A 24,869-nucleotide genomic window follows, 5' to 3' on the forward strand; every position below is an offset into this window, starting at 1 on the left:
CGCGGCACGTCGCGGGGGTGGTGGCCGGGGGGTGAGGGGTCTGTTCGGGGGTGTGCTTGCTTGCGGGCGGGCGGCGTACGGGTGAGGGTCGGGGTATGACGATGGTGCCCGCCCCTGTTCACGAAGATCTGTTCGAGGCCGTCCACGGAGGGGACGAGGACGCCGTGGTGCGGCTGCTCCGGTCGGGCGCGCCCGCGGAGGCGACCGACGAGGACGGCGGTACCGCCCTGTACACGGCCGCGGTCGCCGGACGTGCCGGGATCGTGCGGCTGCTGCTGGCGGCGGGTGCCGATCCGGGGCGCGGCAGCGGCGAGGGCGGTGGTGAGCTGCCGTTGTGCGGTGCGGCGTGCCACGGCCGCACGGAGGTGGTGCGGGCGCTGCTGGCGGCGGGCGCGTGGCCGGACGAGCGGGAGGAGTTCGGGTTCACGGCACTGGCGTGGGCGGTGCGGCAGGGGTACGCGGACACGGTGCGGGTGTTGCTGGAGTACGGCGCCGACGCGGGCGCGCCGGGCCCGGACGGGGCGGTGCCGCTGGTGGCGGCGGCGCGGCGCGGGTCGGTGCCGGTGGTGCGGGCGCTGCTGGAGCGGGGGGCGCCGGGGTGTGAGGAGGCGTTGGCCGAGGCGCGGGCGTGGCTGGGGCGGGACGTGGAGGGCTTTTTGCGGGAGGCGCTGGAGGAGTCGTACGGGGTGGGGGTGGAGACGGTGGTGCGGCGCATTCCGGAGGAGGGCGGGGTGACGCTGGTGGTGGAGGTGTTGCGGGGCGGGGTGCCGGTGGCGGGGCGTGAGCAGCAGACGGGGCATGCGGCCATCGCGACGCTGCTGGAGGTGGCGTCGGGTGAGCGGCCGCCGTTCGACGAGGTGGCGGGGCGGGCGCTGCGGTGCGGTGATCCGTCGCTGGACGACTGGGTGGAGGCGGCGGAGGCGTTGGGGCGGCGCGGGGACGAGGAGACGTTCGTGGCGGCGGCCGCGTGGTGCGGGGGTGGTGAGCCGTTGCGGCAGGCGTTCGGCGCGGAGGTGCTGGCGCGGTTGACGGCGTCGGGGAGCGGGCGGGCGGGGGTGTTCGCGGCGCGGGCGGTGCCGGTGCTGCGGGAGTTGGCGCGTGAGGTGCGGGAGGCGGATGTGGTGCTGGCGGTGGTGCGGGCGCTGGGGGCGCAGGGGGACGCGTCGGTGCTGCCGGACGTGCTGCGGCACGCGGTGCACCCGGACGCGCGGGTGCGGCGCGGGGTGGCCGTGGCCGTGACGGGGCTGGTGCCCGAGGGGCATCGGGAGGGGGTGGCGGCGCTGGTGGCGCTGGCGCGTGACGGGGACGCGGGGGTGCGGGCGGCGGCGGTGCACGCGCTGGCGGTGGGGCAGGACGACTCCCCCACCGTGCGGGGTGCGCTGGCCGCGCGGCTGGAGGACCGGTCGCCGGATCCGCTGGTGGCGGCGGAGGCGGCGCGGGGGCTGGCGGTGCGGCGGGACGTACGGGCGGTGCCGGCGCTGGAGGCGCTGCTGGTGTCGGCGGATCCGGACGGGCGGGCGTACGCGGTGGCGCTGGGTGCGCTGGAGCACGTACGCGACGGGTCGCTCCGCCGTCGTCTGGAGTCCGCGCTGCCCCGCCGCCGCGCCTGACGGGCCGGGGTCCGGACCGGCCGGCTCCGGCGCGGCGGGCGCCGCGGGACACGGCGGCAGCCCGTGCGGCCGCGCGGGGCCCTGCCGCCGTGGGTGGCGTGGGCCCTACCGCCGTGCGCGGGGCACGGGCAGGCGCGGTGCCTGGCCTGGGGCGCGGCGTGGTCGGGCCGTGCCGCCATGGGGAGGGCGGGGGTCAGGGGTGGCGTTCGGCGGCGCTGCGTTCCACGCAGAACTCGTTGCCTTCGATGTCCGCCAGGACCGCCCATCCCGTGCCGTCCGGGCGGCGCTGGTCCGAGACGAGGGTGGCGCCGAGGGCGAGGATGCGCTCGACCTCCTCGTCGCGGGTGCGGTCCTGCGGCTGGAGGTCCAGGTGCAGCCGGTTCTTGACGGTCTTCTTCTCGGGGACGGTCACGAAGAGCAGGCCGACGCCCGGCGCCTGGACCAGCGCCTCCGGGTCGCCGGGGTGGTCGTCGTCCGCGAGGGGCGCCTCCAGGACGGCCGACCAGAAGGACGCCAGCCGGTATGCGTCGGCGCAGTCGACGGTCATGTGCCTCACCAGTGAACTCATGGCCCCACCCTGCCACTTCACGCGCCGGTCGGCACCGGCATTGCGGCGTTCCCGAGGGCGCGCGCGGCCGCGAGCCAGGCCGGGAACTCCCCCACCAGCCGGTCGTAGAGGACGTCGTCGGGGACGCGGAGCGGGTCCTTCCCGGCGTGGAAGAATCCGGCGTTGTCGACGGGCCTGCGCTGCGGTACGGGCAGTTCGTCCAGGCGGCGCAGGAAGTCGAACTGGCTGCTGCCGGGGTCGCCGAAGCCCACGAACTGCCAGAACATCGGCAGCCGGGCCGCCTTGCAGACGTACTTCTCCGTCAGCGGCCTGTTGTTCGGGCCGCCGTCGGTCTGGAACACGACGAGCGCCGGGGCGGTCGCGCCGCTGTCGAGGTAGTGGTCGATGACGGCGTCCATGGCCGTGTGGTAGTTGGTCTTCCCCATGTGGCCGAGGGTCGCGGTGACGCGTTCGATCCGGCCCTGGTGGTCGGCGAGTCCGATCTCGGTGACGGCGTCCACGTCGGTGGAGAAGAAGACGACCGGGACGCGCCCGTCGTCGTCCAGGTGCGCGGCGAGGCCGAGGACCCGGTCGGCGAGTGCCTGGACGCTGCCGTCCCGGTAGTAGGGGCGCATCGAGCCGGAGTGGTCGACGACCAGGTAGACCGCGGCGCGCTGCCCCTCCAGTCCGTGCTTGCGCAGGGAGACGCCGGCGCGTTTGTAGAGGTCGACCAGCGCGGGCGCGGTCTGCTCGATCTTGCGGAGGTCGATGGCCATGGTGCTCCCCCCGGATGCCGTCCGCGCCCGGTGCGCCGTGCGGTGCGGCACCGCGTGTGACGTGGTGCTGTCTGCGCACGACGGTACGCCACGGGGAGGTGCCGCGCGGGGGGCGTGGGGGAGTACGGGGCGCTGGGCGCCGGGCGCCGCCGGGATAGGGCGCAGCGCCTGCCGGGTCCGGTCGGGGACGTGGCAGGCGCTGCTGTGTTCCGCACGCCGTTGTACGGGACGCTGTGGGGCGCCGGCGGCCGGAGCCGTCGTACGCCGTGGCCGTGGCCGGGCCGTCGCGCGCGACGATGGGATCGTCGCGCGCCGGCGGTCAGACCGTCGGCGGGTGGCCGGTCAGACCGTCAGGGCGCGGTCCGTCGGCCGGATCGGGGCCGGCAGGTCGCTGGCTCCGGTCAGGTACCGGTCCACTCCGCGGGCGGCGGAGCGGCCCTCGGCGATGGCCCAGACGATGAGCGACTGGCCCCGGCCGGCGTCACCGGCGACGAAGACGCCCGGCACGTTGGTCTGGAACTCGGCGTCGCGGGCGATGTTGCCGCGCTCGTCGAGCTCCAGGCCGAACTGCTCGACCAGGCCGTTCTTGACGTCGGTGCCGGTGAAGCCCATCGCGAGGGTGACCAGCTGGGCGGGGATCCTCCGCTCGGTGCCGGGCTTCTGCGTGAGCTTGCCGTCCACGAACTCTACCTCCACCAGGTGGAGCCACTGAACGTTGCCGTCCTCGTCGCCCTCGAAGTGGGTGGTGGAGACGGAGTAGATCCGCTCGCCGCCCTCCTCGTGGGCCGAGGTGACCTTGTACAGCATGGGGAAGGTCGGCCACGGCTGGTGCGGGGCGCGCTCCTCGCCCGGCCGGGGCATGATCTCCAGCTGGGTGACGGACAGGGCGCCCTGGCGGTGGGCGGTGCCCACGCAGTCGGCGCCGGTGTCGCCGCCGCCGATGACGACGACGTGCTTGCCCTCGGCGGTGATGGGCGGGGTGACGAAGTCGCCCTCCTGCACCTTGTTGGCGAGGGGCAGGTACTCCATCGCCTGGTGGATGCCCTTGAGCTCGCGGCCGGGGACGGGCAGGTCGCGGGCGGTGGTGGCGCCGGCGGCGATGACGACGGCGTCGTACCGCTTGCGCAGGTCGGTGGCCTTCAGGTCGCGGCCGATCTCGACGCCGGTGCGGAAGCGGGTGCCTTCGGCGCGCATCTGCTCGATGCGGCGGTTGATGTGCCGCTTCTCCATCTTGAACTCGGGGATGCCGTAGCGGAGCAGGCCGCCGACGCGGTCGGCGCGCTCGTAGACGGCGACCGTGTGGCCGGCGCGGGTGAGCTGCTGGGCGGCGGCGAGCCCGGCCGGGCCCGAGCCGATGACGGCGACGGTCTTGCCGGAGAGGCGCTCGGGCGGCTGCGGGGTGACGTTGCCGGACTCCCACGCCTTGTCGATGATCGAGACCTCGACGTTCTTGATGGTGACGGCCGGCTGGTTGATGCCGAGCACGCACGCCGCCTCGCAGGGGGCGGGGCACAGCCGCCCGGTGAACTCCGGGAAGTTGTTGGTGGCGTGCAGCCGCTCGTAGGCGGCGCCCCAGTCCTCGCGGTAGGCGAAGTCGTTCCACTCGGGGATGAGGTTTCCGAGGGGGCAGCCGTTGTGGCAGAACGGGATGCCGCAGTCCATGCAGCGGGACGCCTGCTTGCTGATGATCGGCAGCAGGGAGCCGGGGACGTAGACCTCGTTCCAGTCCTTGACGCGCTCGCTCACCGGGCGGCTCTGGGCGCCTTCGCGCCCGGTGGTCAGGAAGCCCTTGGGGTCAGCCATTGGTCGCCGCCTCCATCATCTTCTCGGTGGTCTCGGTCTCGGAGAGACCGGCCCGCTCGGCGGCGTCCTTGGCGGCGAGCACTGCCTTGTACGTGGTCGGGATGATCTTGCTGAAGCGGTCCGCGGCGACGGACCAGTCGGCGAGGAGCTTCTCGGCGACGGTGGAGCCGGTCTCCTCGTGGTGGCGGCGCACCACGTCGTGCAGCCATGCCTTGTCGGTGTCGTCGAGGGGTTCGACGGCCGGCAGGTTCCCGGAGTTGACGTTGTCCGGGTCGAGGTCGACGACGTAGGCGATGCCGCCGGACATGCCGGCCGCGAAGTTCCGCCCGGTCTCGCCGAGGACGACGGCGTGGCCGCCGGTCATGTACTCGCAGCCGTGGTCGCCGACGCCTTCGGAGACCACCAGGGCGCCGGAGTTGCGGACGCAGAAGCGTTCGCCGGTGCGGCCGCGCAGGAAGATCTCGCCGCCGGTCGCGCCGTACGCGATGGTGTTGCCGGCGATGGTGGAGTACTCGGCCAGGTGGTCGGCGGCCCGGTCGGGGCGGACGACGATCCGGCCGCCGGACAGGCCCTTGCCGACGTAGTCGTTGGCGTCGCCCTCCAGGCGGAGGGTCACGCCGCGCGGCAGGAACGCGCCGAACGACTGGCCGGCGGAGCCGGTGAAGGTGATGTCGATGGTGTCGTCGGGCAGGCCCTTGCCGCCGAACCGCTTGGTGACCTCGTGGCCGAGCATGGTGCCGACCGTGCGGTTGATGTTGCGGATGGGCAGCTGGGCGCGGACGGGCCGGGCTTCCTCGGCGGTGGCGGCGCCGAGCGCGTCGGCGGCCAGTTCGATGAGCTGGTTGTCGAGGGCCTTCTCCAGGCCGTGGTCCTGGGTGGTGACCTGGTGGCGGACGGCGCCCTCGGGCAGGTCGGGGACGTGGAAGAGGGGGGCCAGGTCGAGGCCCTGGGCCTTCCAGTGGTCCACGGCGCGGGTGGTGTCGAGGAGTTCGGCGTGGCCGACGGCCTCGGCGAGGGTGCGGAAGCCGAGCTCGGCGAGGAGCTCGCGGACCTCCTCGGCGATGAACTCGAAGAAGTTCACGACGAACTCGGGCTTGCCGGAGAACCGTTCCCGCAGCACCGGGTTCTGCGTGGCGATGCCGACCGGGCAGGTGTCCAGGTGGCAGACGCGCATCATGACGCAGCCGGAGACGACGAGCGGGGCGGTGGCGAAGCCGAACTCCTCGGCGCCGAGCAGCGCGGCGATGACGACGTCGCGGCCGGTCTTGAGCTGGCCGTCGGTCTGGACGACGATCCGGTCGCGCAGCCCGTTGAGCAGCAGGGTCTGCTGGGTCTCGGCGAGGCCGAGCTCCCAGGGGCCGCCCGCGTGCTTCAGCGAGGTGAGCGGGGAGGCGCCGGTGCCGCCGTCGTGGCCGGAGATGAGGACGACGTCCGCGTGGGCCTTGGACACGCCGGCCGCGACCGTGCCGACGCCGACCTCGGAGACCAGCTTCACGTGGATGCGGGCGGCCGGGTTGGCGTTCTTGAGGTCGTGGATCAGCTGGGCCAGGTCCTCGATGGAGTAGATGTCGTGGTGCGGCGGCGGGGAGATGAGGCCGACGCCGGGCGTGGAGTGCCGGGTCTTGGCGACCCACGGGTACACCTTGTGGCCGGGCAGCTGGCCGCCCTCGCCGGGCTTGGCGCCCTGGGCCATCTTGATCTGGATGTCGTCGGCGTTGACCAGGTACTCGCTGGTGACGCCGAACCGTCCGGAGGCGACCTGCTTGATGGCCGAGCGGCGGGCGGGGTCGTACAGGCGCTCGGGGTCCTCGCCGCCCTCGCCGGTGTTGGACTTGGCGCCCAGCTGGTTCATGGCGATGGCGAGGGTCTCGTGCGCCTCCTGGGAGATGGAGCCGTACGACATGGCGCCGGTGGAGAACCGCTTGACGATCTCGCTGACCGGCTCGACCTCCTCGATCGGGATCGAGGGCCGGTCGGAGGTGAAGCCGAACAGGCCGCGCAGCGTCATCAGCCGCTCGGACTGCTCGTTGACCCGCTCGGTGTACTTCTTGAAGATGTCGTACCGCTTGGCGCGCGTGGCGTGCTGGAGGCGGAAGACCGTCTCCGGGTCGAACAGGTGCGGCTCGCCCTCGCGGCGCCACTGGTACTCGCCGCCGATCTCCAGGGTGCGGTGGGCCGGGGCGATGCCGCTGGCCGGGTACGCCTTGGCGTGCCGGGCGGCGACCTCCTTGGCGATGACGTCGAGTCCGGCGCCGCCGATCTTGCTGGAGGTGCCGTTGAAGTAGGTGTCGACGAAGTCCTGGTCCAGGCCGACGGCTTCGAAGACCTGGGCGCCGCGGTAGGAGGCGACGGTGGAGATGCCCATCTTCGACATGACCTTCAGCACGCCCTTGCCGAGGGCGTGGATGAGGTTGCGGATGGCCTGCTCGGGCTCGATGCCCTCGATGAACGTGCCGGCGCGGACGAGGTCCTCGACGGATTCCATGGCGAGGTACGGGTTGACGGCGGCGGCGCCGTAGCCGATGAGCAGCGCGACGTGGTGGACCTCGCGGACGTCGCCGGCCTCGACCAGCAGGCCGACCTGCGTGCGCTGCTTGGTGCGGATGAGGTGGTGGTGGACGGCCGAGGTGAGCAGCAGCGACGGGATCGGCGCGTGCTCGGCGTCGGAGTGCCGGTCGGACAGGACGATCAGGCGGGCGCCGTCCTCGATGGCGGCGTCGGCCTCGGCGCAGATCTCCGCGATGCGGGCGGCGAGCGCTTCGCCGCCGCCGGAGACGCGGTAGAGGCCGGAGAGGGTGACGGCGGTCATGCCGGGCATGTCGCCGTCGGCGTTGATGTGGATGAGCTTGGCCAGCTCGTCGTTGTCGATGACCGGGAAGGGCAGGGTGACGCTGCGGCAGGACGCGGCGGTCGGCTCCAGCAGGTTGCCCTGCGGGCCGAGCGAGGAGATCAGCGAGGTGACGAGCTCCTCGCGGATGGCGTCCAGCGGCGGGTTGGTGACCTGCGCGAACAGCTGCGTGAAGTAGTCGAACAGCAGGCGCGGCCGCTCGGAGAGCGCGGCGATGGGCGAGTCGGTGCCCATGGAGCCGATCGGTTCGGCGCCGGTGCGGGCCATGGGCGCGAGGATGACGCGCAGCTCTTCCTCGGTGTAGCCGAAGGTCTGCTGGCGGCGGGTGACGGAGGCGTGGGTGTGGACGATGTGCTCGCGCTCGGGCAGGTCGCCGAGCTCGATGATCCCGCTCTCCAGCCACTCCTGGTAGGGGTGTTCGGCGGCGAGCTTCGCCTTGATCTCGTCGTCCTCGATGATGCGGTGCTCGGCCGTGTCGACGAGGAACATCCGGCCGGGCTGGAGGCGGCCCTTGCGGACGACCTTGCCGGGCTCGATGTCGAGGACGCCGACCTCGGAGGAGAGGACGACGAGGCCGTCGTCGGTGACCCAGTAGCGGCCGGGGCGCAGGCCGTTGCGGTCGAGGACGGCGCCGATCTGGGTGCCGTCGGTGAAGGTGACGCAGGCGGGGCCGTCCCAGGGCTCCATCATCGTGGAGTGGTACTGGTAGAAGGCGCGCCGGGCGGGGTCCATGGAGTCGTGGTTCTCCCACGCCTCGGGGACCATCATCAGCACCGCGTGGGGCAGGGAGCGCCCGCCGAGGTGGAGGAGTTCGAGGACCTCGTCGAAGGACGCCGAGTCGGAGGCGTCGGGGGTGCAGATCGGGAAGATCCGCTCCAGCTCCTTCTCGCCGAACAGGTCGGAGACGAGCTGGGACTCGCGGGCGCGCATCCAGTTGCGGTTGCCCTTGACCGTGTTGATCTCGCCGTTGTGGGCGACGAAGCGGTACGGGTGGGCGAGCGGCCAGCTCGGGAAGGTGTTGGTGGAGAACCGGGAGTGGACCAGGGCGAGCGCGCTGGCGATGCGGCGGTCGGACAGGTCCGGGAAGAACGGCTCCAGCTGCCCGGTGGTGAGCATGCCCTTGTAGACGAGGGTGCGGGCGGAGAGGGAGGCGAAGTAGACGCCCAGCTCCAGTTCGGCGCGCTTGCGCAGGCCGAACGCCTTGCGGTCCAGGTCGATGCCGCTGCTGGCGCCGCCGTCGGAGACGAACAGCTGGCGGAAGGCCGGCATGGTGGCGCGGGCGGTGGCGCCGAGGAGCCCGGGGGTGACGGGGACCTCGCGCCAGCCGAGGACGGTGAGGCCCTCATCGGCGGCGAGCGTCTCGATGCGTGAGACGGCTTCGTCCGCGGTGTCCTCGGGGAGGAAGGCCGTGCCGACGGCGTACGAACCGGCTTCGGGGAGGGGGAATCCGGCGACCTCGCGCAGGAACGCGTCGGGGACCTGGAGGAGGATGCCCGCGCCGTCACCGGAGTCGGGTTCGGAGCCGGTCGCGCCGCGGTGCTCCAGGTTGCGCAGTACGGTCAGCGCCTGCTCGACCAGCTCGTGCGTGGGGACACCGGTGAGGGTGGCCACCAACCCGACGCCGCACGCGTCGTGTTCGTTGCGGGGGTCGTACATCCCCTGCGGAGCGGGGCGACTGTCCATGGGCGACCAGGCGTCGGAACGCATCGGCTCTCCCGTCGTCGTCGTGGCATGTTGCGTGTGCCGAGGGACGACGTTGGCCCTCGCGAAATTTCGTGCAGGTTACATGATGGAATGCTTCTCGGAAACCGGAAAGCACATTCCAGCATGCGGACACCACGGGGGCGTGAGGCCGCTGTGGTGCGGGGTTTGGGGGGACAGAGCGGAGGGGACACGGATGGTGTCCTGCGGTCCTGCGGTTCTGTCTGGGGAGGCGGGCTTCATTGCCCGCGGCGCTCCCGACTGATGCCCAGGGATGGGGGAGTCGAAACCGCCGGGTATCGGCTACCTATGTGGTGGCTTGCATAGTGTCCCACCCGTCGGCCGTTTGGGCTACCGGGACGTACGTCACAACATCCCGGCAATCCGACGGTAACCCGCCGCCCGCCGCCCCGCACTCCGCCGGGCGCCCCCGCACCCCTGCCCGGGGAAGCACCCGGTCCCGGAAGCGCCCGACTCCCGCCACTCCCCCGCGCCGCTCCGGCGCTGTGGTCCCGGACCCCCCGCGCCCCCGCAGCTCGCCGCACCTGCACGCACCGCGTCCCGAACCGCCCCGTACGCCCCCGGCATCCCGTACCGCCCCGCGGACCGCGCGGGCCCCGCGTGTCGGGCGCGGCCCGACCGCACTCGCCTCAGAGCACCGCCCCGAAGGCGCTGCCCAGCGCGTACGTCACGGCCGCCGCCGCGCCGCCGAGCGCGAGCTGCCGCACGCCGCTGTACCACCAGCTGCGCGCCGTCACCCGCGCCACGAGCGCGCCGCACGCGAACAGTCCGGCCAGCGCCAGCAGCACAGCCGGCCACAGCGCGGTCGCGCCCAGCAGGTACGGCAGGACCGGCAGCAGGGCGCCCAGCGCGAACGAGCCGAACGACGAGGCGGCCGCGACCAGCGGCGACGGCAGGTCGTCCGGGTCGATGCCCAGCTCCTCGCGGGCGTGGATCTCCAGCGCCTGCTCCGGGTCGCGGGACAGCTGCATGGCCACCTCGCGGGCGAGCCGCGGCTCCACCCCGCGCGCCACGTACAGGGCGGCCAGCTCCTCCATCTCGTCCACCGGGTGCTTGCGCAGCTCCCGCCGCTCGACGTCCAGCTCCGCCTGGACGAGCTCCCGCTGCGAGGCGACGGACGTGTACTCGCCGGCCGCCATGGAGAACGCTCCGGCCGCGAGGCCCGCCAGGCCGGTGATCACGATGGTCTGCTGCGACACCGCGCCGCCCGCCACACCGGTCATCAGCGCCAGGTTGGAGACCAGTCCGTCCATCGCGCCGAACACCGCGGGGCGCAGCCAGCCGCCGTTCACATCGCGGTGCGTGTGGTTGTCGCGGTGGGCGACGTGCAGTGCGGCCTCGGTCTCGATGATGGACACAGCTCTCCCCTTGCTCCACGCGGGCGACCCCGCGCCGTTCCGATCACCTTCGAAACTACGCTCGATGTAAGGGGCGCGCCAGCAAGGCAGGCTTTACTTAGTAAGGGTCACCACACCTGCCCGCAGGGCGCGTACCGGGGACGGCGGGCCCCGGCCGGGTGGAGAATTTCCGGCATGACGCGCACTCGGACACCGGCCCGCATCACCGTGCTGGGCAGCACGAACATGGACCTCGTCGCCTATGTGCCCCGGGCGCCCCGGCTCGGCGAGACCGTCACGGGACGCGAGTTCCGCACCGTTCCCGGCGGCAAGGGCGCCAACCAGGCCGTCGCGGCGGCCCGCGCGGGCGCCCGGGTGTCGATGATCGGCGCGGTCGGCTCCGACGACTTCGGCACCCGCCTGCGGGACGCCCTCGACGAGTCCGGCGTCGATACGAGCCTGCTGCGCACGGCCGACGGCCCGTCCGGCACCGCCCACATCGTGGTCGACGACGAAGGGGCCAACGCCATCGTCGTGGTGCCCGGCGCCAACGCCTCGGTCACCGGGATCACCCCGCATGACGAGGCGCGCATCGCCGCGTCGGACGCGCTGCTGCTCCAGTTGGAGCTGCCGCTCGACGCCGTACGGGCCGGCGCGCAGGCCGCCCGGCGCCATGGCGTCCGTACGGTGCTGACGCCCGCTCCCGCCCAGCCGCTGCCGCGCGAGCTGCTCGCGCTGGTCGACCTGCTGGTGCCCAACGAGCACGAGGCGGCCACCCTGGCCGGGGTCGCCGACCCGCGCGCGGCCGCCGAGGAGCTGCTGCGGGACGTGCCGGTGGTGGTCGTGACGCTCGGCGCGGCCGGCTGCCTGTACGTGGCGCGGGGTGCCGACCCGGTGACCGTGCCGGCGCGGCGGGTGCGGGCGGTGGACACGACGGCGGCCGGGGACACGTTCACCGGGGCGCTCGCCGTGGCGCTCGGGGAGGGCAGGCCCGTGCCGGACGCGCTGGCGTGGGCGTCGGCGGCGGCGTCGCTGTCGGTGGGGCGGGCCGGGGCGTCGTCCTCGATGCCGCACCGCGCCGAGATCGACGCCCTCTGAAACGGCGGAGCGGCCGCCCGGACCCTCGCTGGTCCCGGCGGCCGCTCCTCGCGGTCGGACGCGGTTACGACTTCTGCGGCGCCTTGGCCCCGGCGTCCGCCGTATCGGCGGCCTCGTCCGCCTCGGGCTGGTCGCCGGGCTTCTCCGCGCCGGTCTTGTCGCCGGTCTTGTCCGCGTCGGGCTTGGTGAGGTCCGCCTTCGAGGCGCCGGACTCGGCGGCGCCGGTCTCGGCCGCCTCCTCGGTGCCCCCGGCGGCCTTCTCCGCCGCCGCCTTCGCCGCCGCGGGCTCCACGACGGCCTCGCGGCCGGGCCGCTTGCGCGCCGACAGCACGATGTACGTCACGGCCAGCAGGAACACGATGATCGCCGTCCACACGTTCAGGCGCAGGCCCAGGATGTGGTGGGCGTCGTCCACGCGCATGTACTCGATCCAGCCGCGCCCCGCGCAGTAGGCGGCGACGTACAGGGCGAAGGCCCGGCCGTGGCCCAGCGTGAACCGGCGGTCGGCCCAGATCACCAGCAGGGCGACGCCGACGCACCACAGCGACTCGTACAGGAAGGTCGGGTGGTAGAGCCCGCCCTCGCGGTTCACGCCCTCGCTGATCTCCAGCGCCCACGGCAGATCGGTGGGCCGGCCGTACAGCTCCTGGTTGAACCAGTTGCCCCAGCGGCCGATGGCCTGGGCGAAGGCGATGCCCGGGGCGATGGCGTCGGCGTACGCGGGGAGCGGGATGCCCCGGCGGCGGCAGCCGATCCAGGCGCCGACCGCGCCGAGCGCGATGGCGCCCCAGATTCCGAGGCCGCCCTCCCAGATCTTGAACGCGTCCACCCAGTTCCGGCCCTCGCTGAAGTAGAGCTGGTAGTCCGTGATGACGTGGTACAGCCGGCCGCCGACCAGTCCGAACGGAACCGCCCAGACGGCGATGTCGGCCACGGTGCCGGCGGTGCCGCCCCGGGCGATCCAGCGCCTGTTGCCGTACCAGACGGCGACGAAGACACCGATGATGATGCAGAAGGCATAGCCGCGCAGCGGTACCGGTCCGAGGTTGATCACACCGGTCGACGGGCTGGGAATGTAGGCAAGGTCCATGGCACCACCGACGCTACCGTGCCCGGCCCGTGACCGGGTCACCCGCCCGGCAAAGACTGCATAACGCCGGACCGGTTCCACCCGCCCGGCAGCCCGGTCAAGACCCGCCCACCGCGGACTGCCCGGCACCCCGCGAAGACCCGCCGCGCGGGGCCCCCGGCTCCGCCCGGCTGCCCGGCGCCCCCGCCGCGCTCCCCCGGCGGCGGGGGCGGCGCCTCAGTACGCCGGGTCCGCGCCGAAGCCCGGGCCCGAGCCGGTGTCCGACTCCGCCGCGTCGCCACCGCCCGAGGACGACTCCGCCCCCTGCCCGGGCGCCGACGCGGAAGCCGACGGCGACGCCGGCGCCGACGGGGAGGCTCCCGTGGTCGGGAACGCCGTGCCGGGCTTCTTGCCCTTGTTCGCCTCCGCGACCCACTTCTTCAGATTCGCCGGGGAGATCTGCTCGTTCCCCTTCGTCGGGAAGATCGACTCGCCGTTCAGCAGCACCGTGGGCGTGCCCCGGAAGCCGCCCTCGCCGAACGCCTCGTTCGACGCGTTGACCCAGCCGTCGTGCGTGCCCTCGGCGACGCAGGTGCGGAAGGCCGGTGTGTCGAGGCCCGGCACCTTCGCCGCCAGCTCGAACAGCTTGGCGTCCTGGGCGAAGGCGTCGTCGGCCTCCTGCGGCTGGTTGGCGAACAGCACGTCGTGGTAGGCGCTGAACTTCCCGGCGTCCTGCGCGCACGCCGCGGCGTTCGCCGCGTTGAGCGAGCCGCTGCCGCCCATGTTGCCGTCGATGATCGTGGCGAGCCGGTACTCCGTCCGCAGCTGCCCCGCGGCCTCCAGCTCGTGGATCGTGTCGCGGAAGTTGTTCTCGAACATGGCGCAGGCGGGGCAGCGGAAGTCCTCCCACACGGTGAGCGTGGCGGGGGCGTCCGACGCGCCGACGGGGATGATCAGCTGGTCCTCGCCGGTGGCGCCGGTCGGCGCGGTCACCGGGCCCTTGCCGGAGGTGTCGCCCTTGCCGCCGGTGTTCGCCGCGATGACGCCGACGACGGCGGCGAGGCCCAGCACGCCCGCGACGGCGGCCGTCACCAGCACCAGGCGGCGGCGCTTCTCGCGGGCCCGCTCGCGCTCGCGTTCGATCTGGAGCCGCTCGCGCGCGCTCCGCTTTGCTGCCCTGTTCTTCTCGTTCACGCCCAAGCAACGAACCGGGGAGGCACGTCCGCGCCTCCCCGGTTCCACATCCACCCGTACGGGTTACGAGCCGCGCTTCACACCCCGCGCCAGTTCGCCCGCCAGTTCCCGTACGGCGGCGATTCCGGCCGCCTGGTCGCCGGCGTCGAGGAGGCGCTTGACGAAGGCGGAGCCGACGATGACGCCGTCCGCGAAGGAGGCGACCTCGGCGGCCTGCGCGGCGTTGGACACGCCGAGGCCGACGCAGACCGGCAGCTCCGTGGTGGCGCGGGTACGGCGCACCAGGTCTGCGGCCTGCTCGCCGACGGACTCGCGGGTCCCGGTGACGCCCATGAGGGACGCGGCGTAGACGAAGCCGGAGCCGGCGGCGGTGATGGTGGCGAGCCGCTCGTCCTTGCTGCTGGGCGCGACGACGAAGACGGTGGCGAGGCCGTGCTTCCCGGCGTGCTCCCTCCACAGGGCGGACTCCTGGACGGGCAGGTCGGGCAGGATGCACCCGGCGCCGCCCGCCTCGGCCAGCTCGGCGGTGAACCGCTCGACGCCGTACCGGTCGATCGGGTTCCAGTACGTCATGACGAGGACCGGCTTGCCGGTGGCCTCGTACGCCTCGCGGACCGTGCGCATCACGTCGGCGATCCGCACGCCGCCGCGCAGGGCGATGTCGTCGGCGGTCTGGATGACGGGGCCGTCCAGGACCGGGTCGCTGTGCGGCAGGCCCACCTCGACGACGTCGGCGCCGCCGTCGAGCACGGCCTTGACCGCCTCGATGCCGCCGTCCACGGTGGGGAAGCCGGCCGGGAGGTACGCGATGAGCGCGGCCCGGTCCTCGGCCTTCGCGGCGGCGAGGGTCTCCTCCAGCAGTCGGATGTTGCCGCTCACTTGGCGTCCCCCTCGATCTCGGCGGTGGTGCCGGCCTCGTCGGCGGCGACCTCGGCGTCCGTGTCGTACAGCCCGAAGTAGCGGGCGGCGGTGTCCATGTCCTTGTCTCCCCGGCCGGAGAGGCTGACGACGATCAGCCCGTCCGGGCCGAGCTCGCGGCCCACCTCCAGGGCTCCGGCGAGGGCGTGCGCGGACTCGATGGCCGGGATGACGCCCTCGGTGCGGGAGAGCAGGCGCAGGGCCTGCATGGCGGCGTCGTCGGTGACGGCGCGGTACTCGCCGCGGCCGCTGTCCTTGAGGTAGGCGTGCTCGGGGCCGATGCCGGGGTAGTCCAGGCCGGCGGAGATCGAGTACGGCTCGGTGATCTGGCCCTCGTCGTCCTGGAGGACGTACGAGCGCGAGCCGTGCAGGATGCCGGGCTCGCCGGCGGTCAGGGTGGCGGCGTGCTCGCCGGTCTCCACGCCGTGGCCGGCCGGTTCGCAGCCGACGAGGCGGACGTCCCCGTCGGGGATGAACGCGTGGAACAGGCCGATGGCGTTGGAGCCGCCGCCGACGCAGGCCACGGCCGCGTCGGGCAGCCGCCCGGCGCGCTCCAGGATCTGGCGGCGGGCCTCGACGCCGATGACCCGGTGGAAGTCGCGGACCATCGCGGGGAACGGGTGGGGGCCGGCGACCGTGCCGAAGAGGTAGTGGGTGTGGTCGACGTTGGCGACCCAGTCGCGGAACGCCTCGTTGATGGCGTCCTTCAGGGTGCGGCTGCCGGACTTCACGGCGATGACCTCGGCGCCGAGCATCCGCATGCGGGCCACGTTGAGTGCCTGGCGCCGCGTGTCGATCTCGCCCATGTAGATGGTGCAGTCGAGGCCGAACAGGGCGCAGGCGGTGGCGGTGGCGACGCCGTGCTGGCCGGCGCCGGTCTCCGCGATGACGCGGGTCTTGCCCATGCGCCGGGTGAGGAGGGCCTGCCCCAGCACGTTGTTGATCTTGTGGGAGCCGGTGTGGTTCAGGTCCTCGCGCTTGAGGAAGATCCGGGCTCCGCCGGCGTGCTCGGCGAACCGGGGCACCTCGGTCAGGGGGCTGGGGCGGCCGGTGTAGTGGACGAGCAGGTCGTCGAGCTCTCGGGCGAACTCGGGGTCGGACTTGGCCTTGTCGTACTCGACGGCGACCTCGTCCACGGCGGCGACGAGCGCCTCCGGGATGAACTTGCCGCCGAACGCGCCGAAGTAGCCCTCGGCGTTCGGGACGCTGCCTTCGGGGTCGGGTACGAAGAACTCGCTGGACATGCGGAATGACCTCACGGTGAGTGTGGATGGACACAGACGCCGTGGGGGCGGGAACGGCCGGCCGTCGGCGCTCAAGGCCGTCGGACGGTGGCCGGCGGCGCTCGAGGCCGCCGGGCGGTCGCCTACGGCGGATCGAGGCCGTCGGACGGTGGCCGACGGCGGTCAACGCCGTCGTCGGCGGCGGCCCGGCGCGAACGCGTCAGGCGGTCGTGTTCCCCGCGCCCCGTGAGGGGCGCCATCGCATGCCGTTGACCTGGCCGGGCTCCGAGCCGATCACATACCGCACCCGCCGGCCGTGCACCCGCCGCGCGGGCGCGCGGCAGCCCCGGGGGCGGCAGCCGCGGGCGAGCCGGGCGTACGCCTCCGGGGGCGTGGCCGCGGCCGCTCGCGGCCTGGCCGCGACCGGGGTGACGGGGGTGGCGGGCGTGGGCACGGCGGCGCTCAGTCCCGCCCGTGCCGCAGCGCCGGGTGGGCGCCGGCGGCGACCAGGTCGGCCACGGCGGCCTTCGGGTCGCGGCCGGTCACCAGCGACTCGCCGACCAGGACGGCGTCGGCGCCGGCGTTGGCGTAGGCGATCAGGTCGTGCGGGCCGCGGATACCGGACTCGGCGACCTTCACGATGTGGGACGGGATCTCCGGTGCGACGCGCTCGAACGTGGAGCGGTCCACCTTGAGGGTCTTCAGGTCGCGGGCGTTGACGCCGATGACCCGGGCGCCGGCGTCGACGGCCCGGGCGACCTCCTCCTCGTCGTGGACCTCGACGAGCGGGGTGAGCCCGATGGACTCGGCCCGCTCGATCAGCGAGACCAGCGCGGGCTGGTCCAGGGCGGCGACGATCAGCAGGGCGACGTCCGCGCCGTACGCGCGGGCCTCCCACAGCTGGTACGCGGTGACGATGAAGTCCTTGCGCAGGACCGGCACGTCGACGCGCGCGCGGACGGCCTCCAGGTCGGCGAGGGAGCCGCCGAAGCGCCGCTGCTCGGTGAGGACGGAGATCACGGCCGCGCCGCCCGCCTCGTAGTCCGCGGCGAGTCCGGCGGGGTCGGCGATGGCGGCCAGGGCGCCCTTGGACGGGCTGGAACGCTTGACTTCGCAGATCACCTTGACGCCCTCGCCACGCAGGGCGGCGGCGCCGTCGCGGGCCTGGGGGGCCTTGGCGGCCCGCTCCTTGAGCTCGTCGAGGGAGACCCGCGCCTGTCGCTCTGCGAGGTCGGCGCGCACGCCGTCGATGATCTCGTCGAGCACACTCACGCGAGAGGCCCCCTTTCGGGAGGGTGATGTTTGATCAAGCCAGACACCCTCGATGGTATCCGGAGGTGGGGACATCGTCCGCATCCGGTTGACGCCTCGGCTGTGACCTGGGCTTTTCAGGGGGCGAGCGCGGAGCCGAAGGGCAGGTTGCGCACCACGGAGAAGACGGCCCAGACCCCTCCGGCGAGCCAGAGCGTCAGGGGCCGCGGATTGAGCCGTACGGGCAGCCCGCGCACCGCGCTGACGAGCCAGTAGGCCAGGAACACGGCGAAGGCGGCGAAGCCCGCCACCGCCATGGCGTTGGCGCCGAGGGCGGCCGGCAGGTCGCCGTGGACGAAGGCGTGGGCGCTGCGCAGCCCGCCGCAGCCGGGGCAGTACAGGCCCGTGTAGCGCAGCAGCGGGCAGACCGGGTAGTGGCCGGGCTCGTTCGGGTCGACGGCGCCGACGTACGCGAAGGCCGCGGCGGCCCCCGTCAGGGTGGCCAGCGGCGCCAGGAGCCGCCGGTGCAAAGGGCGCGGCGGCGGGGGCGCGTAGAGGGCGTACGGGGCGTGCGCGGGGTGTGCGGCGTCGGCGGGAGGCGCCGGGCGGGCGGGGCCTTCGGCGGGCGCGGGCGGGAGGGGGCCGGCGAGGCGCGGCTCCGGGTGCGCGGGGGGCGGGGTCGTGGCGTCCACCCGCCGATTGTCGCCGCTCATACGGAAAGGCGCAGCCCGGCAGGGCCGGACCGCGCCTCGTGTCTGACCGCTTCTCGTCTCCGAGCGGGGGTCAGGGCCGTACGGGTGTCAGGAGGCGGCCTGCGCGCGGCCCGCGGCGGAGCGCGCCTCGAGCTGCTCGCGGGACTCCTTCGGCTGGCCGAGCCCCGCGGCCTTCATCGCGGCACCGACGACACCGCCGAGGACGACGACGGCCATTCCGGCCCAGAAGCCGAGCGGGTTGGCCGCCACCATGAAGACACCGGCGATGCAGAAGCCGATGAAGGAGATGGTGACACCGGTCCAGGCGGCCGGGGTGTGTCCGTGGGCGCTGCCCGCCATGAGTTGCTCCTCGTTGAATGTCGCTCTGTGGTGAGGCCCCGCCGAGTGCGGACGCTCACGCTCATTGTCCCGCACGCGCGGGTGCGCGGTGATCCGGGGGTGGGCCGCTCGCGTCGGAAGGCCCCGGTCAGGTGGCGTCCGTGGGGTCCTCGCCCCGGTCCAGGGCCTTCCACAGCTCCTCGGGCCGGTCGGGGTCGCTGGCGCGGGCGGCGCGGGAGCGGGGCGCGCGGGGGGCGCCGTCGCGTTCGTACCGGCCGGACATGGCGGGCCAGGCGCTGCCGTACCGCAGGGCGAGGAGTCCGGCGGCGAGGATCAGCAGGGCGGCGGCGGCCGTCACATAGGGCCAGGCCGTCTGGGTGAGGGCGGAGGCGCGCGCGGCGGTGTCGCCCGTGGTGAGCGCGGCCCGCGCGTCGAGGGCGGCGCTGTCGTGGGCGCCGATCAGCGCGGCGGCGGCCGCTCCGGCTCCGCTCAGGGCGAGCAGCAGGGCGACGACGCGGCGGCCCGTGCCGCGGGTGGCGAGGACGGCGACGAGGGCGGCGAGCCCGACGACGGCCAGGCCGGTGGGCGCGCCGGTGACGTCACCGCCCGCGGCCTCCAACGCGACCGTGCCGCCGACGCCGGTGACGCGGCCCTCGGTCCAGGTGCGGCCGGAGGCGAGGAGGACGACGGCGGAGCCGAGGGCGCCGAGGAGGAGGGCGGCGGCGAGGCTGCGGCGGCCGCTTCCGGCGGTCACCGCCTCGCCGCGGCCGGTGGCACGGGGCTGGGGTACGGATGCGGCACTCACGTACCCCACTATCCCCCATGCGCCTCAGACGCGGTTCATCCGGTTGGCGGTGTGGACGGCGCGGAGGACCGCGGCGGCCTTGTTGCGGCACTCCATGTCCTCGGCGGCCGGGTCGGAGTCGGCGACGACGCCCGCGCCCGCCTGGACGTACGCCGTGCCGTCGCGCAGCAGGGCGGTGCGGATGGCGATGGCGGTGTCCGAGTCGCCGGCGAAGTCCAGGTAGCCGACGGCGCCGCCGTACAGGCCGCGGCGGCTGGGCTCCAGCTCCTCGATGATCTGCATGGCGCGCGGCTTGGGCGCCCCGGACAGGGTCCCGGCGGGGAAGCAGGCGGTCAGCACGTCGAACGCGGTGCGTCCCTCCGCGACCCGGCCGGTCACCGTGGACACGATGTGCATGACGTGCGAGTAGCGCTCGATGGACATGAAGTCGACCACCTCGACGGAGCCGGGCTCGCAGACGCGGCCCAGGTCGTTGCGGCCGAGGTCGACGAGCATGAGGTGCTCGGCGCGCTCCTTGGGGTCGGCGAGCAGCTCGTCGGCGAGGGCCTGGTCCTCCTGCGGGGTGGCGCCGCGCGGGCGGGTCCCGGCGATCGGGTGGACCATGGCGTGCCCGTCCTCGACCTTGACCAGCGCCTCGGGGCTGGAGCCGACGACGTCGAACCCGTCGAAGCGGAGCAGGTACATGTACGGGGACGGGTTGGTGGCGCGCAGGACCCGGTAGACGTCCAGGGCGCTCGCCGTGCAGGGCGTCTCGAACCGCTGCGACGGGACGACCTGGAAGGCCTCGCCGGCGCGGATGCGCTCCTTGATGTCCTCGACGGCGTCCTGGTACGCCTCGCCGCCCCAGCGGGCGGTGTAGCCGGGCAGTTCCGACGGCGGCAGGACGGCGGGGGCGGACTCGGCGGGCTTGGTGAGGTCGGCCTGCATCGCGTCGAGCCGGGCGACGGCGTCCGCGTAGGCCTCGTCCACGCCGGTGTCGAGGTCGTTGTGGTTGATCGCGTTGGCGATCAGCAGGACCGTGCCGTCCCAGTGGTCGAGCACGGCCAGGTCGGAGGTGAGGAGCATGGTCAGCTCGGGCAGGGCCAGCTCGTCGGTGCCGTGGTCGCCGATGCGCTCCAGGCGGCGGACGATGTCGTAGCCGAGGTAGCCCACCATGCCGCCGGTGAAGGGCGGCATGCCGGAGGCGAGGTCCCTGGGGGTGTGCAGGGCCTCGACGGTGGCGCGCAGGGCCTCCAGGGGGTCGCCGTCGACGGGGACGCCGACGGGCGGCACGCCCAGCCAGTGGGCCTGCCCGTCCCGTACGGTCAGGGTGGCGGAGCTGCGGACGCCCACGAAGGAGTACCGCGACCAGGAGCGGCCGTTCTCGGCGGACTCCAGGAGGAAGGTGCCGGGGCGCTGCGCGGCCAGCTTGCGGTAGAGGCCGACCGGGGTGTCGCCGTCCGCGAGGAGGCGGCGGCTCACGGGGATCACTCGGCGGTCGGCCGCCAGCTTGCGGAAGGTGTCGAGGTCCATGGCGCCCGACCCTACTCGGCGAGGGGCAGCACGTCGGCGTCGAAGCAGGTGCGGGCGCCGGTGTGGCAGGCGGCGCCGACCTGGTCGACCTTGACGAGCAGCGTGTCGGCGTCGCAGTCGAGGGCGACGGACTTGACGTGCTGGACGTGCCCGGAGGTGTCGCCCTTGACCCAGTACTCGCGGCGGCTGCGGGACCAGTAGGTGCAGCGGCCGGTGGTGAGCGTGCGGTGCAGGGCCTCGTCGTCCATCCAGCCGAGCATCAGCACCTCGCCGGTGTCGTACTGCTGGGCGATGGCGGGGACCAGCCCGTCGGGGCTGCGCTTGAGGCGGGCGGCGATGGCCGGGTCCAGATTGCTGCTCATGACGCCATTGTGCCGGGTGGCGGGGGGCGCTCCGGGCGGTGTCCACTGGGCGGACCGGTGCGGGCCCCCGTACGCTGGCGGGCATGTCCACCCATGCCAAGCGTGAACGACTGCTCCTGGCCGATCTGTTGGAGGCGGCGGGCCCCGACGCGCCGACGCTCTGCGACGGCTGGACCACCCGCGACCTGGCCGCCCACGTGGTGGTGCGGGAGCGCCGGCCGGACGCCGCGGCCGGTGTGCTGCTGGGGCCGCTGCGGGACCGGCTGGAACGGGTGCAGGCGGAGTTCGCCGCGAAGCCGTACGAGGAGCTGGTGCAGCTGATCCGGTCGGGGCCGCCGCGGCTGTCGCCGTTCTCGATCAAGCAGGTCGACGAGGGCGCGAACACGGTGGAGTTCTACGTCCACGCCGAGGACGTGCGGCGGGCGCAGGCCGACTGGACGCCGCGCGAGCTGGACCCGGTGTTCGCGGACGCGCTGTGGGCGCGGCTGGAGAAGCTGGCCCGGCTGGTGGCGCGCCGCTGCCCCGTCGGGCTGGTGGTGCGGCGCCCGGACGGCCGGACGGCCGTGGCGCGCCGGGGCACGCCGGTGGTGACGGTGACCGGTGAGCCCGGTGAGCTGACGCTGTTCCTGTACGGGCGGCAGGGGGCCGCGCGGGTGGAGCTGGACGGGGACAAGGAGGCGGTGGCGCGGGTGCTGGAGGCGGGCCTGGGAGTCTGAGGCCGTGATCAGGATCGCGATGACCAACGTGTACGTGGACGACGAGGAGAAGGCGCACGCCTTCTACACGGACGTCCTGGGCTTCGAGACCCGTACCCGCATCGACCTGGGCGGCGCGCTGTTCGTCACGGTGGGCGCGCCGGGCCAGGACGTGGAGCTGCTGCTGGAGCCGGGTGACAGCCCGATCGCCCGCCAGTACACGAAGGCGCTGCGGGAGGCGGGGCTGCCGTGCATCGTCTTCGGCGTGGACGATCTGCGCGCGGAGTACGAGCGGCTGCGCGGGCGGGGCGTCGTCTTCACGCAGGAGCCGCGGGAGCAGGGGCCCGTGCTGACGGCCGTCCTGGACGACACCGTGGGCAACCTGATCCAGCTGGCCCAGTCGGCGGGCTGAGGCCGGTCCGCCGCCCGTACGGCCGCGCGGGCGCGGGGACGGGCGGCGGCGGGGCGTGAGGCCCCCGTGGCTCAGCGGACGGGGTGGCCGGCCTCGCGCAGCGCGGTCTTGACCTCGCCGATCCGCAGGTCGCCGAAGTGGAACACGGACGCGGCGAGCACGGCGTCCGCGCCCGCGTCGATGGCGGGCGGGAAGTGGTCCAGCTTGCCGGCGCCGCCGGAGGCGATCACGGGGACGGAGACCTGGGCGCGGACTGCGGCGATCATCGCCGTGTCGTAGCCGTCCTTGGTGCCGTCGGCGTCCATGGAGTTGAGCAGGATCTCGCCCGCGCCCAGTCCGGCGGCGCGGTGCGCCCACTCGACGGCGTCGATCCCGGTGCCCCGGCGTCCGCCGTGCGTGGTGACCTCGAACCCGGAGGGGGTGCTGGTGCCCTCGGGGCAGCGGCGGGCGTCCACGGACAGCACGAGGACCTGGCTGCCGAACCGCTCCGAGATCTCCCGGATCAGCTCGGGCCGGGCGATGGCGGCCGTGTTGACGCCGACCTTGTCCGCGCCGGCGCGCAGCAGCCGGTCCACGTCGTCGGCGGTGCGGACGCCGCCGCCGACGGTGAGCGGGATGAACACCTGCTCGGCGGTGCGGCGCACCACGTCGTAGGTGGTCTCCCGGTCGCCGGACGACGCGGTGATGTCGAGGAAGGTCAGCTCGTCGGCGCCCTCGGCGTCGTACAGCTTGGCCATCTCGACGGGGTCGCCGGCGTCGCGGAGGTTCTGGAAGTTGACGCCCTTGACGACGCGGCCGTTGTCCACGTCCAGGCAGGGGATGACACGTACCGCGAGGGTCATGACGCGGCACCTCCGTTCGTGCGGTACGCCTCGACCTCGACCTCCACCAGGAGCCGGGAGTCGACGAAGCCGGAGACGATGATCATCGACGCTGCGGGGCGCACGGCGTCGAACAGCTCCTTGTGGGCGCGGCCGACCTCCTCCACGTCCCGCGCGTGGGTGAGGTACATGCGGGTGCGGACCACGTCCGCGGGGCCGAGCCCGAGCTGCCCGAGCGCGTCGAACGCCACGTTGAAGGAGTTGACGGCCTGCTCGTACGGCCCGCCGTCCACGATGGCGCCGTCCACGACGGAGGTGCAGCCGGAGACGAGGACGAGGCCGCCGGGCAGCTCCACGGCGCGGGAGTAGCCGAACTGCTCCTCCCAGGGCGCGCCGGTGACGACCTTGCGTACGGCGCCGGTCATCCGGCCACCGCCGCGAGGGCCTCCTCCAGGGTGAACGCCTTCGCGTACAGGGCCTTGCCGACGATGGCGCCCTCGACGCCCAGCGGGACGAGCTCGGCGATGGCGCGCAGGTCGGCGAGGGACGACACGCCGCCGGAGGCGACGACGGGCCGGTCGGTGGCGGCGCAGACGTCTCGCAGGAGGTCCAGGTTCGGGCCCTGGAGGGTGCCGTCCTTGGCGATGTCGGTGACGACGTACCGGGCGCAGCCCTCCTTGTTGAGGCGCTCCAGCGTCTCGTACAGGTCGCCGCCGTCGCGGGTCCAGCCGCGGCCGCGCAGGGTGGTGCCGCGCACGTCGAGGCCGACGGCGATCTTGTCGCCGTGCTCGGCGATGACCTTGGCGACCCACTCGGGGGTCTCCAGGGCGGCGGTGCCGAGGTTGACGCGGGTGCAGCCGGTGGCGAGGGCGGCCGCGAGCGAGGCGTCGTCGCGGATGCCGCCGGACAGCTCGACCTTGATGTCCATGGCGCGGGTGACCTCCGCGATCAGGTCGCGGTTGTCGCCGGTGCCGAAGGCGGCGTCGAGGTCCACCAGGTGGAGCCATTCGGCGCCCGCGCGCTGCCAGGCCAGCGCCGCCTCCAGCGGGGAGCCGTAGGACGTCTCCGTGCCGGACTCGCCGTGGACGAGGCGGACGGCCTGGCCGTCCCTGACGTCGACGGCGGGGAGGAGTTCGAGCGTGGTCATCTGTGGGGTCCTGGCCTCTCAGCGGGATGGGGAGGAGGGCGGTCAGAAGGTCTTGAGCCAGTTGGTCAGCAGCTGGGCCCCGGCGTCGCCGGACTTCTCCGGGTGGAACTGGGTCGCCCACAGGGCGCCGTTCTCGACGGCGGCGACGAACCGCTCGCCGTGCGTGGACCAGGTGACCCGGGGGGCGCGCAGGGCGGGGTTGCCGGTCTCGAAGGACCAGTCGGTGACGGCGTACGAGTGGACGAAGTAGAACCGCTCGTCCGGGTCGACCCCGGCGAACAGCTCGCTGTCCTCGGGCGCCTCGACGGTGTTCCAGCCCATGTGCGGGATGACGGGCGCCTTGAGCGGGCCGACCGTGCCGGGCCACTCGTCGAGGCCCTCGGTCTCGACGCCGTGCTCGACGCCCCGCTCGAAGAGGATCTGCATGCCGACGCAGATGCCCATGACGGGGCGCCCGCCGGACAGGCGGCGGCCGACGATCCAGTCGCCGCGGGCGGCCTTCAGACCGGCCATGCAGGCGGAGAAGGCGCCGACGCCGGGGACGAGGAGGCCGTCGGCGTTCATCGCCTTGTCGTAGTCGCCGGTGATCTCGACGTCGGCGCCGACGCGTGCGAGGGCGCGCTCGGCGGAGCGGACGTTGCCGAAGCCGTAGTCGAAGACGACGACCTTCTTCGTGGTGTTCATGAGG

The 24,869-nt window shown here is 73.8% G+C and carries 24 protein-coding genes; 4 read left to right on the forward strand and 20 right to left on the reverse strand.

All coding sequences use genetic code 11. The features are described from left to right. The first annotated feature begins 95 nt into the window (after window positions 1-95). The gene (locus tag ACSUPT_RS06410; RefSeq protein ID WP_436943658.1) at window positions 96-1,610 is read left to right on the forward strand and encodes an ankyrin repeat domain-containing protein; all 1,515 of its coding nucleotides are present in this window, start codon (window positions 96-98) and stop codon (window positions 1,608-1,610) included. A 193-nt stretch (window positions 1,611-1,803) separates the two neighbouring features. On the opposite strand, the gene ACSUPT_RS06415 is transcribed toward ACSUPT_RS06410, so the two are convergent. From ACSUPT_RS06415 to ACSUPT_RS06435, 5 genes are all read right to left on the reverse strand, one after another. Then, window positions 1,804-2,178, reverse strand: coding sequence for a VOC family protein (locus ACSUPT_RS06415; protein WP_351967421.1), 375 nt, complete (start codon window positions 2,176-2,178; stop codon window positions 1,804-1,806). Window positions 2,179-2,195: 17 nt separating this feature from the next. Continuing rightward, complete coding sequence (locus ACSUPT_RS06420; RefSeq protein ID WP_436943660.1) at window positions 2,196-2,933, reverse strand: VWA domain-containing protein; 738 nt, start codon at window positions 2,931-2,933, stop codon at window positions 2,196-2,198. A 342-nt stretch (window positions 2,934-3,275) separates the two neighbouring features. Beyond that, on the reverse strand, window positions 3,276-4,736 hold the full coding sequence (locus tag ACSUPT_RS06425) for a glutamate synthase subunit beta (protein ID WP_351967419.1): 1,461 nt from the start codon (window positions 4,734-4,736) through the stop codon (window positions 3,276-3,278). Further along, window positions 4,729-9,291 carry a glutamate synthase large subunit gene (gene gltB, locus ACSUPT_RS06430; RefSeq protein WP_436943662.1) on the reverse strand — a complete coding sequence of 1,521 codons (4,563 nt, stop codon included), beginning with the start codon at window positions 9,289-9,291 and terminating at the stop codon, window positions 4,729-4,731. The genes ACSUPT_RS06425 and gltB overlap by 8 nt, the downstream gene beginning before the upstream one ends. A gap of 644 nt (window positions 9,292-9,935) precedes the next feature. Then, window positions 9,936-10,664 (reverse strand): VIT1/CCC1 transporter family protein, encoded by a 729-nt coding sequence (locus ACSUPT_RS06435; RefSeq protein ID WP_404142343.1) that lies wholly within the window; start codon window positions 10,662-10,664, stop codon window positions 9,936-9,938. A gap of 174 nt (window positions 10,665-10,838) precedes the next feature. Between ACSUPT_RS06435 and rbsK the strand changes: the two genes are divergently transcribed. After that, window positions 10,839-11,741 carry a ribokinase gene (rbsK, locus tag ACSUPT_RS06440; protein WP_436943664.1) on the forward strand — a complete coding sequence of 301 codons (903 nt, stop codon included), beginning with the start codon at window positions 10,839-10,841 and terminating at the stop codon, window positions 11,739-11,741. A gap of 64 nt (window positions 11,742-11,805) precedes the next feature. Here rbsK and lgt read toward each other — a convergent pair whose 3' ends face one another. The 11 genes from lgt to hisI form a co-directional block, all read right to left on the reverse strand. Further along, window positions 11,806-12,831 (reverse strand): prolipoprotein diacylglyceryl transferase, encoded by a 1,026-nt coding sequence (gene lgt / locus ACSUPT_RS06445; RefSeq protein WP_436943665.1) that lies wholly within the window; start codon window positions 12,829-12,831, stop codon window positions 11,806-11,808. A gap of 216 nt (window positions 12,832-13,047) precedes the next feature. After that, complete coding sequence (locus ACSUPT_RS06450; protein ID WP_436943666.1) at window positions 13,048-14,004, reverse strand: DsbA family protein; 957 nt, start codon at window positions 14,002-14,004, stop codon at window positions 13,048-13,050. A gap of 63 nt (window positions 14,005-14,067) precedes the next feature. Then, window positions 14,068-14,883, reverse strand: coding sequence for a tryptophan synthase subunit alpha (gene trpA, locus ACSUPT_RS06455; RefSeq protein ID WP_351967413.1), 816 nt, complete (start codon window positions 14,881-14,883; stop codon window positions 14,068-14,070). Continuing rightward, window positions 14,880-16,166: a tryptophan synthase subunit beta gene (gene trpB / locus ACSUPT_RS06460; RefSeq protein ID WP_351967412.1), complete on the reverse strand. Its 1,287-nt coding sequence runs from the start codon at window positions 16,164-16,166 to the stop codon at window positions 14,880-14,882. Before trpB ends, trpA begins: the two co-directional genes overlap by 4 nt. Window positions 16,167-16,365: 199 nt before the next feature. Further along, window positions 16,366-16,599, reverse strand: a complete 234-nt coding sequence (trpM, locus tag ACSUPT_RS06465; protein ID WP_436943668.1) for a tryptophan biosynthesis modulator TrpM — start codon at window positions 16,597-16,599, stop codon at window positions 16,366-16,368. A gap of 8 nt (window positions 16,600-16,607) precedes the next feature. Beyond that, window positions 16,608-17,417: an indole-3-glycerol phosphate synthase TrpC gene (gene trpC / locus ACSUPT_RS06470; RefSeq protein ID WP_351967411.1), complete on the reverse strand. Its 810-nt coding sequence runs from the start codon at window positions 17,415-17,417 to the stop codon at window positions 16,608-16,610. A gap of 116 nt (window positions 17,418-17,533) precedes the next feature. After that, window positions 17,534-18,088, reverse strand: a complete 555-nt coding sequence (locus tag ACSUPT_RS06475) for a DUF2752 domain-containing protein (RefSeq protein ID WP_399217376.1) — start codon at window positions 18,086-18,088, stop codon at window positions 17,534-17,536. 108 nt (window positions 18,089-18,196) lie between these two features. After that, window positions 18,197-18,448 (reverse strand): HGxxPAAW family protein, encoded by a 252-nt coding sequence (locus ACSUPT_RS06480; protein ID WP_351967409.1) that lies wholly within the window; start codon window positions 18,446-18,448, stop codon window positions 18,197-18,199. A gap of 127 nt (window positions 18,449-18,575) precedes the next feature. Next, entirely contained in the window at window positions 18,576-19,241 is a 666-nt protein-coding gene (locus ACSUPT_RS06485) for a TIGR02234 family membrane protein (protein ID WP_436943669.1), read from the reverse strand. Between the two features lie 15 nt (window positions 19,242-19,256). Beyond that, on the reverse strand, window positions 19,257-20,744 hold the full coding sequence (locus ACSUPT_RS06490) for an anthranilate synthase component I (RefSeq protein WP_351967407.1): 1,488 nt from the start codon (window positions 20,742-20,744) through the stop codon (window positions 19,257-19,259). 11 nt (window positions 20,745-20,755) lie between these two features. Further along, the gene (hisI, locus tag ACSUPT_RS06495) at window positions 20,756-21,106 is read right to left on the reverse strand and encodes a phosphoribosyl-AMP cyclohydrolase (RefSeq protein WP_351967406.1); all 351 of its coding nucleotides are present in this window, start codon (window positions 21,104-21,106) and stop codon (window positions 20,756-20,758) included. Window positions 21,107-21,189: 83 nt separating this feature from the next. Here hisI and ACSUPT_RS06500 point away from each other — a divergent pair, with 83 nt between their 5' ends. Beyond that, window positions 21,190-21,822 (forward strand): TIGR03085 family metal-binding protein, encoded by a 633-nt coding sequence (locus ACSUPT_RS06500; protein WP_351967405.1) that lies wholly within the window; start codon window positions 21,190-21,192, stop codon window positions 21,820-21,822. A gap of 4 nt (window positions 21,823-21,826) precedes the next feature. Beyond that, window positions 21,827-22,213, forward strand: a complete 387-nt coding sequence (locus tag ACSUPT_RS06505; RefSeq protein ID WP_436943670.1) for a VOC family protein — start codon at window positions 21,827-21,829, stop codon at window positions 22,211-22,213. A gap of 71 nt (window positions 22,214-22,284) precedes the next feature. Here ACSUPT_RS06505 and hisF read toward each other — a convergent pair whose 3' ends face one another. Genes hisF through hisH form a run of 4 tightly spaced genes read right to left on the reverse strand, consistent with a single transcriptional unit; the run spans window position 22,285 to window position 24,865 of the window. Beyond that, complete coding sequence (hisF, locus tag ACSUPT_RS06510) at window positions 22,285-23,055, reverse strand: imidazole glycerol phosphate synthase subunit HisF (RefSeq protein ID WP_351967403.1); 771 nt, start codon at window positions 23,053-23,055, stop codon at window positions 22,285-22,287. After that, window positions 23,052-23,459: a RidA family protein gene (locus ACSUPT_RS06515; protein ID WP_361657567.1), complete on the reverse strand. Its 408-nt coding sequence runs from the start codon at window positions 23,457-23,459 to the stop codon at window positions 23,052-23,054. The genes hisF and ACSUPT_RS06515 overlap by 4 nt, the downstream gene beginning before the upstream one ends. Next, entirely contained in the window at window positions 23,456-24,181 is a 726-nt protein-coding gene (gene priA / locus ACSUPT_RS06520) for a bifunctional 1-(5-phosphoribosyl)-5-((5-phosphoribosylamino)methylideneamino)imidazole-4-carboxamide isomerase/phosphoribosylanthranilate isomerase PriA (RefSeq protein WP_351967401.1), read from the reverse strand. Before priA ends, ACSUPT_RS06515 begins: the two co-directional genes overlap by 4 nt. Window positions 24,182-24,223: 42 nt before the next feature. After that, window positions 24,224-24,865 carry an imidazole glycerol phosphate synthase subunit HisH gene (gene hisH / locus ACSUPT_RS06525; RefSeq protein ID WP_351967400.1) on the reverse strand — a complete coding sequence of 214 codons (642 nt, stop codon included), beginning with the start codon at window positions 24,863-24,865 and terminating at the stop codon, window positions 24,224-24,226. Window positions 24,866-24,869 lie beyond the last annotated feature (4 nt).

This window comes from Streptomyces sp. SudanB25_2051, from assembly GCF_964272635.1.
GTDB lineage: Bacteria > Actinomycetota > Actinomycetes > Streptomycetales > Streptomycetaceae > Streptomyces.

Bases quoted from the DNA above. Each gene is read 5' to 3' on its own strand.
- ACSUPT_RS06410 (WP_436943658.1), top strand. From the start codon at position 96: ATGACGATGGTGCCCGCCCCTGTTCACGAAGATCTGTTCGAGGCCGTC.
- ACSUPT_RS06415 (WP_351967421.1), bottom strand. From the start codon at position 2,178: ATGAGTTCACTGGTGAGGCACATGACCGTCGACTGCGCCGACGCATAC.
- ACSUPT_RS06420 (WP_436943660.1), bottom strand. From the start codon at position 2,933: ATGGCCATCGACCTCCGCAAGATCGAGCAGACCGCGCCCGCGCTGGTC.
- ACSUPT_RS06425 (WP_351967419.1), bottom strand. From the start codon at position 4,736: ATGGCTGACCCCAAGGGCTTCCTGACCACCGGGCGCGAAGGCGCCCAG.
- gltB (WP_436943662.1), bottom strand. From the start codon at position 9,291: ATGCGTTCCGACGCCTGGTCGCCCATGGACAGTCGCCCCGCTCCGCAG.
- rbsK (WP_436943664.1), top strand. From the start codon at position 10,839: ATGACGCGCACTCGGACACCGGCCCGCATCACCGTGCTGGGCAGCACG.
- lgt (WP_436943665.1), bottom strand. From the start codon at position 12,831: ATGGACCTTGCCTACATTCCCAGCCCGTCGACCGGTGTGATCAACCTC.
- trpB (WP_351967412.1), bottom strand. From the start codon at position 16,166: ATGTCCAGCGAGTTCTTCGTACCCGACCCCGAAGGCAGCGTCCCGAAC.
- ACSUPT_RS06480 (WP_351967409.1), bottom strand. From the start codon at position 18,448: ATGGCGGGCAGCGCCCACGGACACACCCCGGCCGCCTGGACCGGTGTC.
- ACSUPT_RS06490 (WP_351967407.1), bottom strand. From the start codon at position 20,744: ATGGACCTCGACACCTTCCGCAAGCTGGCGGCCGACCGCCGAGTGATC.
- hisI (WP_351967406.1), bottom strand. From the start codon at position 21,106: ATGAGCAGCAATCTGGACCCGGCCATCGCCGCCCGCCTCAAGCGCAGC.
- ACSUPT_RS06500 (WP_351967405.1), top strand. From the start codon at position 21,190: ATGTCCACCCATGCCAAGCGTGAACGACTGCTCCTGGCCGATCTGTTG.
- hisF (WP_351967403.1), bottom strand. From the start codon at position 23,055: ATGACCCTCGCGGTACGTGTCATCCCCTGCCTGGACGTGGACAACGGC.
- ACSUPT_RS06515 (WP_361657567.1), bottom strand. From the start codon at position 23,459: ATGACCGGCGCCGTACGCAAGGTCGTCACCGGCGCGCCCTGGGAGGAG.
- priA (WP_351967401.1), bottom strand. From the start codon at position 24,181: ATGACCACGCTCGAACTCCTCCCCGCCGTCGACGTCAGGGACGGCCAG.
- hisH (WP_351967400.1), bottom strand. From the start codon at position 24,865: ATGAACACCACGAAGAAGGTCGTCGTCTTCGACTACGGCTTCGGCAAC.